Source organism: Natronomonas sp. (assembly GCF_046483325.1).
Lineage (GTDB): Archaea > Halobacteriota > Halobacteria > Halobacteriales > Haloarculaceae > Natronomonas.
The window spans coordinates 1-16878 of sequence record NZ_JAWODL010000008.1; the positions used below are offsets into that span (position 1 = coordinate 1).

Annotated in this window: 14 protein-coding genes; 3 read left to right on the plus strand and 11 right to left on the minus strand. The window is 60.1% G+C overall.

Going from position 1 to position 16878, the window contains the following annotated elements; all coding sequences use genetic code 11:
• The first annotated feature begins 320 nt into the window (after window positions 1-320).
• The gene (locus R6U53_RS01370; RefSeq protein WP_410320586.1) at window positions 321-1028 is read left to right on the plus strand and encodes a universal stress protein; all 708 of its coding nucleotides are present in this window, start codon (window positions 321-323) and stop codon (window positions 1026-1028) included.
• A gap of 43 nt (window positions 1029-1071) precedes the next feature.
• On the opposite strand, the gene R6U53_RS01375 is transcribed toward R6U53_RS01370, so the two are convergent.
• From R6U53_RS01375 to R6U53_RS01385, 3 genes are all read right to left on the minus strand, one after another.
• Window positions 1072-2451, minus strand: a complete 1380-nt coding sequence (locus R6U53_RS01375; protein WP_410320587.1) for an APC family permease — start codon at window positions 2449-2451, stop codon at window positions 1072-1074.
• A gap of 224 nt (window positions 2452-2675) precedes the next feature.
• On the minus strand, window positions 2676-3428 hold the full coding sequence (locus tag R6U53_RS01380; RefSeq protein WP_410320588.1) for a winged helix-turn-helix transcriptional regulator: 753 nt from the start codon (window positions 3426-3428) through the stop codon (window positions 2676-2678).
• A 143-nt stretch (window positions 3429-3571) separates the two neighbouring features.
• Window positions 3572-5761 (minus strand): elongation factor EF-2, encoded by a 2190-nt coding sequence (locus R6U53_RS01385; RefSeq protein WP_410320589.1) that lies wholly within the window; start codon window positions 5759-5761, stop codon window positions 3572-3574.
• Window positions 5762-5950: 189 nt separating this feature from the next.
• On the opposite strand from R6U53_RS01385, the gene R6U53_RS01390 reads away from it, so the two are divergent.
• Window positions 5951-7537, plus strand: coding sequence for a long-chain-fatty-acid--CoA ligase (locus R6U53_RS01390; protein ID WP_410320590.1), 1587 nt, complete (start codon window positions 5951-5953; stop codon window positions 7535-7537).
• A gap of 108 nt (window positions 7538-7645) precedes the next feature.
• Here the strand turns inward: R6U53_RS01390 and R6U53_RS01395 are convergent, their stop codons facing one another.
• Genes R6U53_RS01395 through R6U53_RS01410 form a run of 4 tightly spaced genes read right to left on the minus strand, consistent with a single transcriptional unit; the run spans window position 7646 to window position 12318 of the window.
• Window positions 7646-9154, minus strand: coding sequence for an ATP-binding cassette domain-containing protein (locus R6U53_RS01395; RefSeq protein WP_410320591.1), 1509 nt, complete (start codon window positions 9152-9154; stop codon window positions 7646-7648).
• Complete coding sequence (locus R6U53_RS01400) at window positions 9151-10152, minus strand: branched-chain amino acid ABC transporter permease (RefSeq protein WP_410320592.1); 1002 nt, start codon at window positions 10150-10152, stop codon at window positions 9151-9153. Before R6U53_RS01400 ends, R6U53_RS01395 begins: the two co-directional genes overlap by 4 nt.
• Before the next feature lie 8 nt (window positions 10153-10160).
• Window positions 10161-11051, minus strand: a complete 891-nt coding sequence (locus R6U53_RS01405) for a branched-chain amino acid ABC transporter permease (protein ID WP_410320593.1) — start codon at window positions 11049-11051, stop codon at window positions 10161-10163.
• A 40-nt stretch (window positions 11052-11091) separates the two neighbouring features.
• Window positions 11092-12318: an ABC transporter substrate-binding protein gene (locus R6U53_RS01410; RefSeq protein WP_410320594.1), complete on the minus strand. Its 1227-nt coding sequence runs from the start codon at window positions 12316-12318 to the stop codon at window positions 11092-11094.
• Between the two features lie 428 nt (window positions 12319-12746).
• Here R6U53_RS01410 and R6U53_RS01415 point away from each other — a divergent pair, with 428 nt between their 5' ends.
• On the plus strand, window positions 12747-13499 hold the full coding sequence (locus R6U53_RS01415) for a DUF5781 family protein (protein ID WP_410320595.1): 753 nt from the start codon (window positions 12747-12749) through the stop codon (window positions 13497-13499).
• Between the two features lie 8 nt (window positions 13500-13507).
• Here the strand turns inward: R6U53_RS01415 and R6U53_RS01420 are convergent, their stop codons facing one another.
• From R6U53_RS01420 to R6U53_RS01435, 4 genes are all read right to left on the minus strand, one after another.
• Window positions 13508-14887, minus strand: a complete 1380-nt coding sequence (locus R6U53_RS01420; RefSeq protein WP_410320596.1) for a PQQ-dependent sugar dehydrogenase — start codon at window positions 14885-14887, stop codon at window positions 13508-13510.
• A 116-nt stretch (window positions 14888-15003) separates the two neighbouring features.
• Window positions 15004-15615 (minus strand): 30S ribosomal protein S7, encoded by a 612-nt coding sequence (locus R6U53_RS01425; RefSeq protein WP_410320597.1) that lies wholly within the window; start codon window positions 15613-15615, stop codon window positions 15004-15006.
• Complete coding sequence (locus R6U53_RS01430) at window positions 15615-16043, minus strand: 30S ribosomal protein S12 (protein WP_015410678.1); 429 nt, start codon at window positions 16041-16043, stop codon at window positions 15615-15617. The genes R6U53_RS01425 and R6U53_RS01430 overlap by 1 nt, the downstream gene beginning before the upstream one ends.
• 238 nt (window positions 16044-16281) lie before the next feature.
• A complete protein-coding gene (locus R6U53_RS01435; RefSeq protein ID WP_410320598.1) occupies window positions 16282-16875 on the minus strand; it encodes a flavin reductase family protein in 594 nt (197 codons plus the stop codon).
• Window positions 16876-16878: the final 3 nt, after the last annotated feature.

Genomic DNA, 16878 nt, shown 5'->3' on the forward strand with positions numbered 1-16878 from the left:
GCGCGCAGCAGTTCGCCGGGCTCGTCGACGAGTTCCAGCCGAACCGTGTACGAGTTCGTATCAGTCTCGCTCATCGACGCACCTCCGTACGTTCGCTCATTAGGTGTATCTCTGTCCGGCCAGTTATAAGAGCGCCGCCATTCGCAAGCGTGACCGCGACATCGTCGAAATCGGCGAGAGACGGTTCGAACGGGCCGCGGAGGCACGGATCCGACTGACCAGGGGTCGACAGGATGCGCTCGATGGGTCCGCTGCAGATGGACGACCGACTCCGCCGGATTTCCCGACCGATTTTTCCGTCGCCGACGCGAAGTGTCGATATGGCCGATAGCGTTCTGATCCCGTTTGAGTTTCCCGATCCAGAACCGATCTCGCCGGTACTGGTCGAGGATCTATCATCGTTGGATATCGTGTTGCTCGGCCACTACGATGTCCCCGAGCAGACGCCGACGGAATCGGCGCGCGAACAGTTCGAAGACGAGGTGACAGAGCACTTGGAGGGACTCGCCGAACCGTTCGTTCGAGCGGGAGCCGACGTTCGGACTCGGCTGGTGTTCGGCAAAAACCGGGCAGCCACGATCGACCGGGTCGCGATCGAGGAGGAGTGCGCGGCGGAACTCAACCCGGCTCCGACCGAGGGTGTTGACCGGATCCTCGTCCCACTGCCCGACGTCGCGGAGTTCGATCGGCTTCCGGGGTTCGTCGACGTGCTCTGTGAAGACACGACGAACACGATCACCCTATTTCACGTCCTCGAGGGGCAAGACAGTCACGAACGCGGCGAAGAGATCCTCACGGAGACCCGCGAGGGGTTACTCGAAGCCGGGTTCGAACCCGATGCGGTGGACACGCGCATCAGCGACGCCGGGAGCCACGACGACGAGATTATCCGCGTCGCCTCTGAGTACGACGCGGTCGTGATGTACGAGGCCGAATCCCGCCTCGGCGACCGGATCTTCGGGACGCTTCCGGACCGCATCCGGAACGCGACCGGCAATCCGGTCATCGTCGTGCGCCGAGACTACTGAGTCTGCAACGACGGGACTGACCGAGCAAACCGGTCAGGAGCGCTCAGTCGGTTTCCGTCGGTGGCACGTCCTCGACGCGCTCGTAGTTGTCGGCGAGAATCGATCCGATCGCGCCGGTTCTGTCGGTTCTGGACCGCCCGTACAGCAGGTACACCACCACTCCGCCGGCAGTGATCCCGGCCGCACCGAGGATCGGGAGCGTCCCCATCTGGGTGAGCAGCCCGATCCCAGCGACCAGACCGAACACCTGCACGTACGGGTAGCCGGGCGAGGTGAACTCCGGTTCATACGAGGGCATGTCGGCCTCCCGGAAGGCGATTAACGCGACGTTGATGATCGAGAACACGAGGATCTTGAACGCGCTCGCGAGTTTCGCCAACTCGATCACGGGGACGAACGCGATCAGTCCGAGCAGCACAGTCCCAGTGAGCAGGATTGAGTTCCGGGGCGTCGCAAGGCGGTCGTCGATGGTCTGTAAGGCCGGCGGGAGCAGGTTGTCGCGGCTCATCGCAAGCGGAAAGCGTGAGGAAGACATCACGCCGGCGTTACCCATGCTCGTGAGGGCGACGATCGCGACCACCGAAATAATGAGGACCCCCGAACCGGCAAACAACGCGCCGGCGCCGTCGGCCATCGGCGTGAGTGACGCGCCACCGTTGGGACCGCCGTGTATGAGATCGTCCGGGTTAGCCAGCCCGACTATCGCAGCGATGACTGCGACGTAGATGAGAGTCATGATCGCCATGGACCCGATCATGGCTCTGGGGAGGTTCGTGCCGGGGTTTTTCACTTCTTCCGCGATGCTGGCGATCTTTGTGACGCCCGCGAAGGAGACGAACACGAACGCGGCGGCGGTAACGACACCGCCACCGCCCTTTGTAACGAACGGTGTAAACCGTCCGACGTCAGCGGTGACGCCGGCGTTGACCGTGTAGGCGAGCAGGCCAACCAGCACCAGCGAGACGACGATCGCCTGCACTTGGCCGCTGAGTTTCGTCCCCGAGATGTTGAGCGCGATGATCAAAGCCCCGAGCCCGAGGGCGACGAACGTGATCGCACCCTGAGAGATCGGCGCGAAAAGCAGCAGGTACGCGCCGAGACCGACGAGCGCAAAGGAGCTCTTGAACGTCAGTGAGAACCAGGCACCGAGTCCGGCGATAGTTCCGAACAGCGGCCCCAGCGCCCGATCGATGTACAGGTAGGTCCCGCCCGATTCGGGCATCGCTGTCGCCATCTCAGCTTTCGAGAGCGCCGCCGGCAGCACGACTATCGCGGCCAGCACGTACGCGAGAATCACTGCCGGTCCGGCTTTCTTGTACCCCAGCGCCGGAAGGACAAAAATACCGCTGCCGATCATTGCCCCCATACTTATCATCATCGTGGAGTAGAGCCCGAGGCTCCGCTCCAGATCGTGGCCGGGCATTACCCGTACATACTATACAATAACTGAAAGGTATTTCGGATTCAGAAGAATACTCCCACCAATATTGTGGTAAAAGTACTCCGTGGCAGCAGTACCGCCTCGTTGGCTAATCCGAAATCGGGAGGCGAACCGATCGGTATCGCACTCTGTGGAGAGTACCATGAGATCGACCGGGTGTAAAACAGATCACAAGCGTTGAGTCTTGTCGATCGAAAACCGAGGGCTCACGGGCCGCCGTCGCCCGAAAAGGCAGACAGAATTTCTTCGCGGGAGGCCGTGCGGGGCAAAAGCGTCACCACGTCGTCGGTTCTGATCGTCGTCTCCTCATCGGGTTGGATGATCGTGCCGTCCCGTTCTATCGAGACGACGACGAGGGCGTCGGGGAGCAGTCCGTCCGCCCTCGCGTCCGGGATCGAATAGCCGACCACGGGGGCGCCGTCGGCGACTCCGACCTCGATGACGTCGGCACCGTCGGCAAGGGTGACGATATCCGTCGCGCCGGATGGCTGTTCGGACTCCTCGGCTCTGAAAGGGGCGTAAGGGCTCCGGATTTCGGTCTGGACCAACTCCTCGTCCTCGATCTGTATATCCAACTCCGAAAGCGACCGGGCGATCGCCCGCAGATCCTCCGTGTCTTCGCCCACAGCGACGACGTGGAGGTCCCGTCGGCCGGCCATCAGGATTCGAACGTTTATCACACCGGGGATCGACTGGGCGGCGAGCGCCAGGCGCTCCCTGTCGGCCGCCGGAACCGTACACATATACAACGAGGTGAGCCGTCCGCCAGCCCGCTCGAAGTTGATGGTCGCGGTGTATCCCTGGATGACGCCCTCCTCTTCGAGGCGGTCGATCCGATTTCGGACTGTTCCGGCCGAGACGTTCAGCCCCTCGGCAATCATCGGGGCGGAGGTGTTCCGGGCGTCGTCCATCAGCGCGTGGATAATGCGTCGATCGATCTCGTCGAGACGGTGGGCCATGTCGTTTCTCCGACCAGACGCCTCTTATGGGTTTGGCGTCGGAGGCGCGGTGACCCTCCTGAACACAAAGACGGGGACCAAAACGGGGATGAAAGCGGACATTCAGCGGTGTGAACCGCCGCCGCGGACGGAAGGCAGAGGGTCTAGAAGTAATCAACCAGTTCGGGCAGTTCGAGCTTCATGCCCTTTCGCTCGCGGATCTCCTGGATGATCTCCGGCTGGAGGTTGTCGGCCATGACGCGGAAACCGGCGTTCTCGGTGTTCCACGACGCGCGACCCTCGGTCGCGCTCCGGATATCCGAGGAGAAACCGATCATCTCGTCGACGGGCGCGATCCCCTCGACGACCATCAGATCCCCCTCTTGGTACATGTCGTCGACGCGACCACGACGGCCCTGAATCTCGCCGGAGGCGGCGCCCATGTGCTCGTTGGGCACGTCGATACGGACCTGCTGAATCGGTTCGAGCAGTTTGATCTCCGCGTCCATCAGCGCGTTGTGGACGGCGCGGCGAACCGCGGGGATGACCTGCGCGGGTCCGCGGTGGATGGCGTCCTCGTGGAGTCGGGCGTCGTGGAGCCGGATGAGCGCACCCTCGACCGGCTCGGCGGCCAGTGGCCCGTCTTCGAGGGCCTCCTCGAGTCCCTCGATGACGAGTTCCATCGTCTCGTTGAGGTGTTGAATACCCTTCGTATCGTCGATGAACACGTTGTTCTTGTAGATGTGCTCGATGTTCTGAGCGGTGTCCTTGTCCATGCCCTGTTCCATGATCGATTCACGGCGCTCCAGTTCGGGCATGTCCATCGAGATCTCTCCGCGTTTGATCGTCTCGACGATGTCCTCGCCGAGCGGTTCGACGGTGATGTAGAATCGGTTGTGGTTGTTCGGCGAGCGACCCTCGACCTCGCGGGAGGCTTTCTGGGGCGCTTCACGATAGACGACGATCGGTTCGCCGGTGTTGACCGGGATCCCCTGGTTGCGCTCGATACGCTGGGTGATGACCTCGAGGTGGAGTTCACCCTGGCCGGAGATGAGGTGTTCGCCCGTGTCCTCGTTGATCTCGATTTGGATCGTCGGATCCTCTTTTGCGACCTGCTGGAGCGTCTGGATGAGCTTCGGCAGGTCATCCATGGTCTTCGCCTCGACGGATTTCGTGATGACCGGCTCGGAGATGTGCTCGATCGACTCGAACGGCGTCATCTCGACCGAGGAGACCGTCGAGCCGGCGATTGCGTCGCGGAGACCGGTCACGGCGGCGATGTTGCCGGCCGGGACGTGTTCGACCTCCTCGCGCTCGCCACCCATGTAGATGCCGACGCTCTGGACGCGGTTCGTTCCCGCGGTTCCGGAGATGTAGAGGTCCTGGCCTTTCTCGATAGTGCCGGAGAAGACACGTCCGGCTGCGATCTCGCCGGCGTGGGGATCGATACCGATATCGGTGACCATCAACACGACCTCGCCCTCTTCGTCGACGAACCGCATCGTCTTGGCGATCTCGGACTCGTCGTCGCCGCGCCAGATGCGCGGGATACGGCGGGGCTGGGCGTCGACCGGATTCGGGAAGTGCTCACAGACCATATCGAGGACGACGTCCGAAAGCGGCGTCCGGTCGTGGAGTTCCTGACGCTTGTCGGCCTGCTCGAGGTCGATTATGTCGCCGAAATCCATCCCCGTTCGCTGCATCGACGGCATCGAGACGCCCCACTTGTACAGCGCGGAGCCGAGGCCGACGGTCCCCTCCTCGACGGAGACGGACCAGTCGTCGTTGATGTCGTCCATCTCCTCGGTCATCCCGCGGATGAGTTCGTTCACGTCCGCGATGACGCCCATGAGACGCCGCTGCATCTCCTCGGGACCTTCCTGAAGCTCCGAGATGAGGCGATCGACCTTGTTGATGAACAGCGCCGGTTTGACGCCCTCACGGAGCGCCTGTCGGAGCACCGTCTCCGTCTGGGGCATCGCGCCCTCGACGGCGTCGACGACTACCAGCGCGCCATCGACGGCGCGCATCGCACGCGTCACGTCGCCGCCGAAGTCGACGTGGCCGGGCGTGTCGATGAGGTTGATCAGGTGATTGGTGTCCTCGTACTCGTGGGTCATCGAAACGTTCGCCGCGTCGATGGTGATCCCGCGTTCCTGTTCGTCCTCCTCGGTGTCCATCGCGAGCTGTTGACCCGCGCTCTCGTCGGCGATCATCCCCGCGCCCGCGAGGAGGTTGTCCGTCAGTGTTGTCTTTCCGTGGTCGACGTGAGCGGCGATGGCGATGTTCCGGATGTTCTCCGGCTCGTCCATCAGCCGTTCACATTCCTGTACGATCTTCTTGCGTCGGCCCATTATACTGCCTCTTTTCGACAGCAGCGTGAAAAGGGTAGTGTTTCGAGATTCCAGAACGTGACAACGAGAAGGGTCGATCTGTGTTCCGAACAGGGTCTGTAGCCGGCTTACGATCGAACATTCTGCCGGGGGGGATTTTTACTAACGATCACAAAAATATATTATAAGATAGTGGTAAATAGGGACTATATGGCGGACTACTCCACTATCGGTGATACACTCGAACAAACTGTCGCACGATATCCGGAAAACGACGCGATCGTCTATCCATATAAGGATCACCGCTGGACTTACAGGGAGTTCGACGAGCGCGTAAACCGGTTGGCGAACTCGATGCTTGAGTTCGGCATTGAGAAGGGTGATCGAGTCGCGACCGTCCTGTATAACGGGTCGGAGATCGCGCTTACCGTCTACGCCTGTGCAAAGATTGGGGCCGTGTTTACGCCGTTGAACTTCCGGTTGCCCGCGAAAGAAATCGAGTACATCGTCAACGACGCAGAGGCGAAAATGCTGATCTACGAATCGGACACCGAGGCCGCCGTCGAGGGCGCACGTCCCGATCTGGACACCGTCGATGAGTTCGTCTTCGTCGACGACGACGTTCCCGATGACACGCGGGATTTCTATGCGCTTCTCGAATCCGGCTCCCCGGAGAACCCCGATATCGTCGTCGCCGAGGACGATATGTACGCGTTCATTTACACCTCCGGGACAACCGGTCGACCCAAAGGCGTCGTTCACGAGCACCGGGATATGGTGGATCAAAGCCTCATCGTTACCGCCGAGTTGAACATCACTCGGAACGACGTCGGATTATCCATTCTTCCTCTGTACCACTGTGCGGAGCTTCACGCCATGCTTTTCCCTCGCGTTCACCGGGGTGCGACCAACGTCATCCACCACGAGTTTGAGCCACGACAGGCACTCGAAGCGATCGAAACCCACGACGTGACGCTGATGTTCGCCGCACCGACGGTCTGGAACGCGCTGGCTCGAACGGTCGCCGAGACGGACATCGACGTTTCATCCCTGGAGCGAGGACTCTACGGCGCGGCCCCGATGCCCGAGGAAGTGTTGAAGATATCGATGGAACACCTCTGTGAGGATTACGTCCAGGCCTACGGAATGACCGAGATCGGTCCCTGTGGCGTCTTCCAGCGGCCCGAAGATCAACTTCCAAAACAGGGAGCAGCCGGATTGCCGGCCCTCAACCACCGGGTCCGCGTCGTCGAACCCAACGCAGATCCGGATCAAGAGGTCCAACGGGGCGAAATTGGCGAAATAATCATCTCGGGACCGTGTACGATGCGTGAGTATTGGAACCGCCCCGAGGCGACGAGACAGTCACTCAGAGAACAGGATGGAACCGAGTGGTACTACTCCGGCGATCTCGGCCGCTTCGACGAGGACGGCTACCTCTACCACGTCGACCGAAAGGATGATATGATCATCTCCGGCGGAGAAAACATCTACCCGGCTGAGGTCGAGGATGCGCTTTACTCACACGAACTGGTCGAGGAGGCCGCGATCCTCGGCGAGCCAGACGACGAATGGGGTGAACGGGTCGTCGCCTACATCGTCGGCGGGGACGAGCTGACCGCCAAACAGCTGGACGAGTTCATGCTCGAAAGCGATCGAATCGCCGATTTCAAACGCCCTCGGAAGTACTATTTCGTCGATAGCGTCCCGAAAAACCCGAGCGGAAAGGTCCAGAAGTTCAAGCTTCGGGACGACGAAGCCGACGTCGATCCCGACGCGGAGACGGTCGAGGAGTGACCGACTGCTGACGACGTGGAAGTGTTACGCTTCGACGTTCCGTGGGGATTCGTATTCGGTGTTCTCCAGAGTTGCTGTGGAACGGGCGAACCTGAATACCCGAAGACGCTACTCCGTTTCCTTCCCGACCGCAACGTACTGTTCGAGCAGATCCTCCTGTTCAAGCAGTCGCTCCGTCGAACCATCCCAAACGATTTCACCCTTTTGAACGATATAAACGTAGTCGGCGACCGAAAGTGCCAGGTTCGTGTTCTGCTCGGTTAGCAGGATCGTCACGTCCTCCCCGCTTATATTTTTGATCACGCGTTCGATATTATCGATGATGACCGGAGCAAGACCGATACTCGGTTCGTCGAGAAGTAAGAGATCCGGACTCGAGCCGAGCGCTCGAGCGATCGTGAGCATCTGTTGTTCCCCGCCGCTCATCTGATCTGCCGTCGAGTTGGCCTTCTCTTCGAGTACAGGGAACGTCTCGTAAAGTCGCTCTTTCGTCCATGCACTATCATCAGAGACGGTCATATCGAGGTTCTCTTCGACGGTGAGACTGCTGAAGAGACCCTTGTGTTCGGGGACGTAGCCGACGCCACCTCTCGCGATTTCGAACGGTCGTTTAGTCTGAACCTCCTCGCCATCGATCGTTATCGAGCCGGAGACTGACGGGGTGATACCCGTGATACTCCTGAGCGTTGTGGTCTTTCCAGCGCCGTTCCGACCGAGTAGTGCCACGACTTCACCCTCCATGACGTCGAAGGAGATGCCGAACAGCGCCTGGGTTTCGTCGTAGAATGTTTCCAAGTCGTCGACCCGCAGATAGGGGGAGTCTTCACTGTTCCGTCGGGACCTCGTCGTCGATCGATCGATGGACCGCTCACCACCGAGATACGCCTTTTGAACCAGCTCATTGGTTTGGATATCGCCGGGTGTTCCGTCAGCAATGGTCGTTCCCTTGTGGAGAACGAGTATACGCGAGGCAATCCGGTAAACGAGATCCATGTTGTGTTCTGTGATCAGGATCGAGGTATCCGTCTCGTCGTTTAATTTCACCAGCAACTCGATGATAACATCGCGCTCAGTCGGATTCATCCCGGCCGTCGGCTCGTCGAGCAACACGAGGTCCGGATCGGTTGCCATTGCGATGCCGATCTCGACGCGACGCTTATCGCCGTACGAGAGATTAGCGACTGGTTCGTCGGCTAACTCTGTTAGGTCGAACAGATCGAGGACTCCCTTCGTTCGCTCAGCAACCACGGAGCCATCATCGATGGACCCAACGAAATTATACTTTTTACTCGATCCCGCGATGACCGGTGCACGGATATTACGTCGGACAGTGAGGTTCGGAAAAATGTTGGTCGTCTGAAACGACCGGCTGAGTCCGGATTGAACCCGTTGAGCCGGCGAATCCGCCGTAATATCCCGACCGCCGAAACGAATCGTTCCACTCGTCGGTTTTAATGCACCGGTGAGAAGATTATAAAAGGTTGTTTTTCCGGCACCGTTTGGGCCGATAATCGCCGTAATGCCTTCTTTTTCGATCGAAACCGATACATCATCAACGGCGAGGAGTTCGCCGAACGCCTTTCGAAGGCGCTCCGTTTCAAGTATATATTCAGTCATGAATCCTCCAGGATACGTTCAACAGCGTCTGTGACACGTGGTTCGACTCGTTCGTGCCAAAGTCCGAGGACGCCGTTCGGTGTGAACAAAACGATGACGATCAACACGAGACCAGCGAAGACCTCCCAGTGGTCGGTTACGGCCGTGAGAGATTGCTCGAGCGCGACGAAGACGATCGTTCCGACTAGCGGTCCGAAAAAATACGTTGGACCGCCGATTAAGGTGATGAGAACTGGTTCAGCGCTTCGTGTCCAATGAAGCGTCCCAGGGGAGATAACGAGAAGGTGAGCCGCCGCGATCGCGCCAGCGAGGCCAGCAAGCGCCGCACTCAGTGTGAACGACGCCCATTTGTACAAAGTAACGTTGACGCCGATAAATTCGGTTCGCTCTTCGTTTTCCCGAATCAACACCAGTATCTCACCGAACGGTGATTTCGTGACACGCCAGACGAGAAACGTCGCGACCGCGACGATAAGGAGCGTAAAGTAGTAATAGATAATATGATCGCCTAGACTCAGCGACGCAACACCGAGTTCGATCGTCGGTGTCGGCGTGATGATCCCATCGTCACCGCTGGTGAGCGACCGCCATCGAAAGGCCCCCTCGTAGATCATCATGCTGAACGCGAGCGTCAGCATGGCGAAATAAATGCCGCCACGCCGAATAGAGAGGAAGCCGATGACAGCCCCGAGAAGCGCTGCAGCAATAACTGCAATCACAATGACGAGCAGAAAGGACTCGATCGCCGGCATGAACGCTTCTCCCCGGAGAAGCAACGGGACCATATACGCCCCGAGGCCGAAGAACGCTGCCTGTCCGAATGACAAAAGACCCGTATAGCCGAACAACAGGTTGAAGCTCAACGCAAAGAGGAAAATGAACAACACGTCGATACCGAGGTTGACGTAGTACGGCGAGGGCGAAAGTAACGGGAGGACGAGGAGGATGAGGGCTCCAACAGTGAAGATTGCCTGTGAGACCGTCCGTGGAAGTTGCACGTTCGGGATCAATGTTCTCCCTCCTCACCCAAGAGTCCTGCAGGTTGGACTAGCAAAATAATGGCCATCAGCGCGAAGGGGACGAATGCACGAAACTGCGGCGCGAGTTGGAAAACGACGGCATCCGCGAGGCCGATCAGTAGCGCTCCGACGAACGCCCCGGCAAACGATCCGAGTCCGCCCAACACCACGACGATGAACGATTCGATGATGACCGATTCGCCCATGTCAGGACTAACCGCCGCCTGTGCCGAGGCGAGCGCACCACCAAGCCCGGCAATAGCGCTGCCGGCAAAAAAAACGATAGTAAACAACACCGGAACGTTAACGCCGAGCACGTTCGCCATATCGGCATTCTCTGCGGCTGCTCGAGTGTTCCGCCCGATCGATGTCCGTGTAAACAGCAACCAGATAATCAGAGCCATCACGAAGCCGAATACAGTGAGGAAGAGATCATACGCCGGGACTTCGACGCCCGCGATCGAAACTCTAAAGCTCAACTCCGAAGGGACGCTGATCGATCGGAACTCCGTCCCCCACACCCAACGCGCAGTCGAGTCGATGGTCAACAACAGACCAAACGTCAAAAGCAGCTGGTAGATAGCACCGTGCTCCATGTCGTAGGTTGGGCGGATGACAGTTAGTTCGATGAGGGCACCGATGAGCCCGACGATAATAGCAGCGAGGACGACACCGAGCCAGAAGCTTTCGAAGAACAACGGCCCGGTCCCGGTCGCGACAAAAAATGTCAGATACGCACCGAGCATGTAGAACGATCCATGTGCGAAATTCAATACACCAAGGACGCCGAAGATGACGGTCAGTCCTGCAGCGACGAGGAACAACACCATCCCCTTCGCCAATCCTTCAGACAGAACTATGATTAGTGTCTCGATCATGTGGATGTGTAAAATCGAGTAAGTGGTCAGTACGAATGTATTATACCTGACACACGGGGTCTATGACGATCTCGTCGCTGGAGAACGTCTCCATCTCCGTGAGTCCGTAGAATTCCTCGTCTTCGAGTTGCGCCATTCGACCGCCACGGTAGAACTCGAAGATCGCCTGGTGATCCTCGGGACGGAGCGTCGTCTCACCCATCACCGATTCGAAGGTGAGCCCCTCCAAACCATCGATGATGCTATCGACATCCGTCCCACCGGATGCATCGACGGCATGTCGAACCGCATCGACCGCAACGTGAGTCGAACCCGCAAACACCGTCGGGACCGCATCCTCCTGTTGACGATACTGGTCGACGAATGCCTGGTTCGGGTCGTTGTTCGGGTGGTCGTAATAATAGTACGACACCGCGTACGACTCGGCGAACGAGTCGCCGAGCGGCTGAGAGACGTGCATCGGTGTATCACCCGCGAAGAACTCGACTTGATCAAAGAAGTCGAACTCGTTTGCCTGTTCGAAGAACGCGATCATATCGCCGCTGTAAAGGACGCTATGTACGAGATCCGGCTCTTCGTCGAGTGCAGCGCGAATATCGCTTTGGAACTCACCGCTCAGGAACGCGGGCCATCCTTCGTAAACGACGTCGAAATCCATTCGCTGTGAGAGTTGTTCTTGGAAGAACTCCCACGACTGGCGACCGTACACATAGTCCGGCGAAATCGACGCAACGGTCTCGAGATCATCCATTTCACGACTGATATACTCCGCGGCAACCGTCTGCTGTTGTCGAACGTTCGTCGTCGTTCGAAACGTCTGACGTCGACACTCCTCTTCGGTAAGCGATGGGGTCTGCGCAACTGTCGCTAAAAAAGGGATATCAGCGCCGGCGGCGTACTCCGAAACGGCAAGTGAAACCGCACTGCTGATGACGCCGACGAGTACGTCAACGTCCTCAGTATCGACGAGCGCTCTCGCACGATCAACCGCTGTTTCGGGGTCCGCCTCGGTGTCCCGGAGTTCCATCTCAACGTCTTGCCCACCGACACCACCGTCGTTGGCGATCTGATCGACAGCGATTTCGGCGGCAGCGACGGCCTCTTCGCCGGCGGATGCGATCGGTCCCGAGGTCGGCATCAATACACCATACCTAAACGTATCGCCGCCATTGCCGTTTCCGTTACCATTACCCAGACAACCCGCAGTGACGGCCGCCGATGATACACCAGCAGTTTTCAGGAGATCACGACGTGAAATCCACGACATACCATACCAATGTAATAGTAAATACTTAAGTTTTATCTAACTGTAAGTTCTCACACAATATATCATCGTGTTATCTATCATTAAATAATCGACGACGCCACGTATCCCGAAGCGATTCGCGGAGAACGTGTGCAAAAAGCCGATCAGCGGCGGGGCGAACACCGAGCCGTGAATCACCGGACAGTAGTTTACTCCGACCGGTTTCGTGACTAGGACCCTAAGAGACCAAGACGACAACGCTTCACAAGAGCGTGATCGTGAGGAACGGGATGGCGTCTCGAACCGCTGTACCCGCGGCCGATGGTAGCGTACGAGCCATAGCGATCGGTCAGCAGGCGCGAAAGAAAGGATACTGACGCGTGGAGAACCCGGCGGCGGTCGCCGGCGGCGAAACAGTCAAATTGCCACAGCGTATGTTATTAAATGACATGGACGTTCGCGTGCGGGGAGGTGGGTCGATCGAACCGTTTTTCAGTGCCCGGGATCTGCTCGCCACGGAGTACGACCTCGAACTCCCGGTCGTCGTTCGGATCCGCGAAAACCCAGACGAACGGACGATGGTCGGCCACTACGACGACCGCCACGAACTTATCGTCTCGCGGCGGGCGGCGACCTCCGCGATGGCCAGAGAACTCGCGCTCCACGAGTTCGCCCACATGGCGCGCTACGAAGAAGAGCATCCATCCCACGTCCAATCGACGGAGGAGGCGCTCTTTTTGGCGCTCGCCGGCCGCAGCGTCGAACGCCGAAAGCTCTCGCATTGTTATCAAATCGCAAACCATATGAAGGACATCTACGCCGACGACATCACGCTCGATATCGGCCCGACGACGAAGCTCGTCGACTTCATGGAGTCCTCGCTGGCCCGGGCACTGGTCGAATCGATGCCGGAGGCACCGGTGGGGTGGACGCGAATGACGCCGGGATCCGATCCGCAGATCACCGCCGTCAACGCCGCGTTCGCGCTCGCGTTACTCGAGCGACACGACGCGATCGACCCCGACCATCGACTGTACGATCTCGCGGACGTGGCCGCCGCCGACGCGCCGGGGATTTCGTTACCGCGATTTAAGCGGCACTTCCGCTCGCTCGGGGACGATCCCGACGAATCGGAGTATCGAAAGGCGCTGGTGGACGTGACGCGGGCGTACGCACTCTCGAACGAGCAAGCCGCCGACTGAGCCCGGACTCACGCTTGGACGATCCGAACCAGTCGATCGTCCTCAGGGGTCGGAAACGACCCCTCGGCCCGACCGTCCCGGTTCGACGTGATCGCGTATAACGCGCCGTCGGGAGCCTGTTCGACGTGGCGGATCCGCCCCAGTTCGTCCTCGAACAGCGGATGGGCGACGGCGTCGTAGGTCGGGTGCAACCAGTCGTCGGTGTACCGCGTCCCGCCGATGTCCGGTGGCTCGTCGTCGTAGATCGAGACGACGTTCAACCGCTGTGAGATGAGGCCGCCGCTGACGAAGCGGTTCCGCAGCGCCGGCACCGCCTCGCCCGTGTAGAAGACGCCGCCGGTCGGTGCCCACGTCGTTCCCGCGCCCGTGTTCACGAGCGGCGCCACCACGTCGTCGTGGTCGGGGTAGGAACCCCACTCCTCGTCGTCGGGACCGCCGCGGACGGTTGGCCAGCCGTAGTTGCCCCCCGCCTCGAGTAACTGGACCTCGTCGCGGGCCCCCGGGCCGTGCTCGGAAACCAGCGGCGTCCCGTCCGGGAGCCAGGTCACCGCCTGGGGGTTCCGATGGCCGTAGCTGTAGACTCGTGGATCACCCAATCCAGGCGTTTCATCCGGAGCCGTTCCGTCGGGATTCAACCGCAACACCTTCCCGCCGAGCCGTTCCGTGTCCTGTGGCAGGTCCTCGACGTTGGCGTCGCCGGTCGTCACCCACAGGTAGTTCCGGGGGCCGAACGCCAACCGCGCGCCGTTGTGGATGACTTCGTGGCCAGGGATGTCGTCGATGACGACGGTCTCCTCGTTGTCGGTGTCGAGGTCGTAGAAGACGAGTCGGTTCCGGTACTCCTCCGGACCCGCTTCGTAGGTGTAGAACGCATAAAGCACGGGGACGTCGGGGTAGTTCGGATGCAGTGCGATGCCGAGCAGCCCCCCCTCGCTACCGCCGGCCCACCAATCGTTCTCCTCGGGGTCATCGATAGACGCGGCGTGGTCGATGACGTCCTCGGGGGAGACGACGGCCTCCAGGTCCCCCGACGCGTATCGGCTGATGCGGCCGACCCGCTCGGAGATGAACAGGTCGCCGTTTGCGGCGAACTCGATGTCCCACCCGACCTCGAGGTTCTCGATGACCGTCTCGGTCCCGAGTTCCGCGTCCAGTGGGGAAGTCCGGGGCGGTTCCCAGCCGGGATCGTAGCGATCCCACGACTCGATGTCGTGTTCGACGGAGAGATCGAGCTCGGAGTCAACCGGCTCGGGCTCCGGAGAGGGGGTCGAACCGTCGCCGTTTTGATCGCCGCTGACACAACCGGCACCTGCGGTCGCGGCGGCACCGACAGCGAGGAGGAATCGACGACGGCGGAGTCGAGGACCGGACGAGGAGGAGGGTGACATACGTGTACAGAACGCGTCCGATCGCTAAAACGTACTGCTTTCGGCAGCGTGAGCGCTACCCGAAGCGATGAAAGCCGAACGCGCGAACGTCGACAAACGTAGAAAACGAACGGAGATTAACGCGCCGCGGCGGCGACGCGCTCTTGTTCTTCCTTCTGGCCGATCGGATAGGCCTGCAGATCGTAGTTCGCCGCGCCGATAAGTTGGTTGGCTAGCGCCTCTGCGGCCGGCGTCGTCGTCTTGAACGAGCCGCTCTGTGTACCTTGGGCGATGAATTTCAGCGCCTGGTCGACGCGCCGTTGCGGGGCCACGTCGACGGCCTTCGGCACCGAGATGCCACCGTACTTCAGGCGGACGGTCTCCTCGCGGGGACCGGCGTTCTCGACGGCCGTCACGAGCACCTGTACCGGGTTCTCGTCGGTTCGCTCTTCGACAATCTCGAAGGCGTCGCGGACGATCCGGGTCGCCTGCTGTTTTTTGCCCGTGTTCTCTTCGGTCTGCATGAGGCGGTTGATCAGCCGCTCGACGATCGAGATCTCGGACTTCTTAAACTGCTTTTCGGAGTGGCGGCCCATCGTGTGAGCGATCGGCGTCACCGAGAGGTAGCGTCGCGTCGAGGGGTCGGCGTACTCGATCTCGCCGATCTCCCACTCGTCGAAGAGCTTCGCGGAGACGCGCTCGTCGTCGGTCGAGGCAGGCGCGTCCGGTTCGGGGGCGTCCGAACTCATTATCGCACCGGCTTCTCCGCGTTCCCACGGACGAGTTCGATCATCGAGACGCCGTTCACCTTCTCGACCTTGTAGTTGACACCCGAGAGGTCGCCCATCGCACGGCCCTTCGCGCCGCCGATCCCGGCGATCGTGACCTCATCGTGTTCGTCGATGAAGCTGATCGCGCCGTCACCGGGGCAGAATGCGGTGACCTGCTTGCCGTTCTTGATGAGCTGCACCCGGACGCACTTCCGGATGGCCGAGTTGGGCTGCTTTGCTTCGATTCCGACCTTCTCGAGGACGATACCCCGACCTTGCGGGGCTCCCTCGAGGGGGTCGGACTTCTTGCCGAGTCCGCGGGCACGGCGCGCGTAGTCAGAGTCGGACCACCGATGCTTTTGGCGGTCCTTCTTGAGTTTGCGCGCGGCGTATTTGCCGTTCGCCATAGTACCAGTTGATTCCCTACGGAGCTACTTAAGCACCATCTTTTTCTTCGTGGGATTTCCCGAAGAGTTGCGGGTAACAGGACGGGAATTCGCCTTTCGCACACATACATCAGTCGCCGACATGACCAGAATCGTTCACGGTCCGTCCCGCGGTGGTAGTGCTGAGCTCCGATGAGATGTACATCGATGGCGAACGGGGATACTTCGATCAAACGCCCCCGTATCTACCCGAGCACGGTCAGAACTGCCGCTCGAACCCCACCGGTTCTGAGACAGTGTAGTACGGCCCTCCGAGGCGACCGACGGTGGGGAGCTTTCGCGAATCGATCTTTCCGTTAGTCAGTACGTCCTCGGAAACGTGGTAGTGTCGAACGTCGCCGAGGATCACCGTGCGGTCGTACACGTCGAGGACGTCGTACAGCGTACACTCGATCGTGACGGCGGCGTCGGCCACCCGTGGTGGCCCAATCTGTCGGCACTCGGCGCGCTCGATACCGGCGAAGTCGAACTCGCTCTCCTCGGACGGGAGACTCGCCGCCGTCTTGTCCATCGTCTCGAGGAGCGGCTCAGTGACGACGTTCACGGCGAACTCCTCGGTCGCCAGAACGTTGTCGACGGTATCCTTCGTGTCGCCGGCGGCGCGGGGCGCCGAACTGAACATGAGCACCGGCCGGCTCGATCCGACGTAGTTGTAGGAACTGAACGGGGCGAGATTTTTGATTCCGCCGTCGTCAACGGTGCTGATCCACGCGATCGGCCGCGGCGTGATCGCGGTTTTGATGATCCGCGCGTTCTCGTCGGTGCCGATCTCCCGGGCGTCGTATTCGATCATCGG

Bases quoted from the DNA above. Each gene is read 5' to 3' on its own strand.
- R6U53_RS01370 (WP_410320586.1), top strand. From the start codon at position 321: ATGGCCGATAGCGTTCTGATCCCGTTTGAGTTTCCCGATCCAGAACCG.
- R6U53_RS01375 (WP_410320587.1), bottom strand. From the start codon at position 2,451: ATGCCCGGCCACGATCTGGAGCGGAGCCTCGGGCTCTACTCCACGATG.
- R6U53_RS01380 (WP_410320588.1), bottom strand. From the start codon at position 3,428: ATGGCCCACCGTCTCGACGAGATCGATCGACGCATTATCCACGCGCTG.
- R6U53_RS01385 (WP_410320589.1), bottom strand. From the start codon at position 5,761: ATGGGCCGACGCAAGAAGATCGTACAGGAATGTGAACGGCTGATGGAC.
- R6U53_RS01390 (WP_410320590.1), top strand. From the start codon at position 5,951: ATGGCGGACTACTCCACTATCGGTGATACACTCGAACAAACTGTCGCA.
- R6U53_RS01395 (WP_410320591.1), bottom strand. From the start codon at position 9,154: ATGACTGAATATATACTTGAAACGGAGCGCCTTCGAAAGGCGTTCGGC.
- R6U53_RS01405 (WP_410320593.1), bottom strand. From the start codon at position 11,051: ATGATCGAGACACTAATCATAGTTCTGTCTGAAGGATTGGCGAAGGGG.
- R6U53_RS01410 (WP_410320594.1), bottom strand. From the start codon at position 12,318: ATGTCGTGGATTTCACGTCGTGATCTCCTGAAAACTGCTGGTGTATCA.
- R6U53_RS01415 (WP_410320595.1), top strand. From the start codon at position 12,747: ATGGACGTTCGCGTGCGGGGAGGTGGGTCGATCGAACCGTTTTTCAGT.
- R6U53_RS01420 (WP_410320596.1), bottom strand. From the start codon at position 14,887: ATGTCACCCTCCTCCTCGTCCGGTCCTCGACTCCGCCGTCGTCGATTC.
- R6U53_RS01425 (WP_410320597.1), bottom strand. From the start codon at position 15,615: ATGAGTTCGGACGCCCCCGAACCGGACGCGCCTGCCTCGACCGACGAC.
- R6U53_RS01430 (WP_015410678.1), bottom strand. From the start codon at position 16,043: ATGGCGAACGGCAAATACGCCGCGCGCAAACTCAAGAAGGACCGCCAA.
- R6U53_RS01435 (WP_410320598.1), bottom strand. From the start codon at position 16,875: ATGATCGAATACGACGCCCGGGAGATCGGCACCGACGAGAACGCGCGG.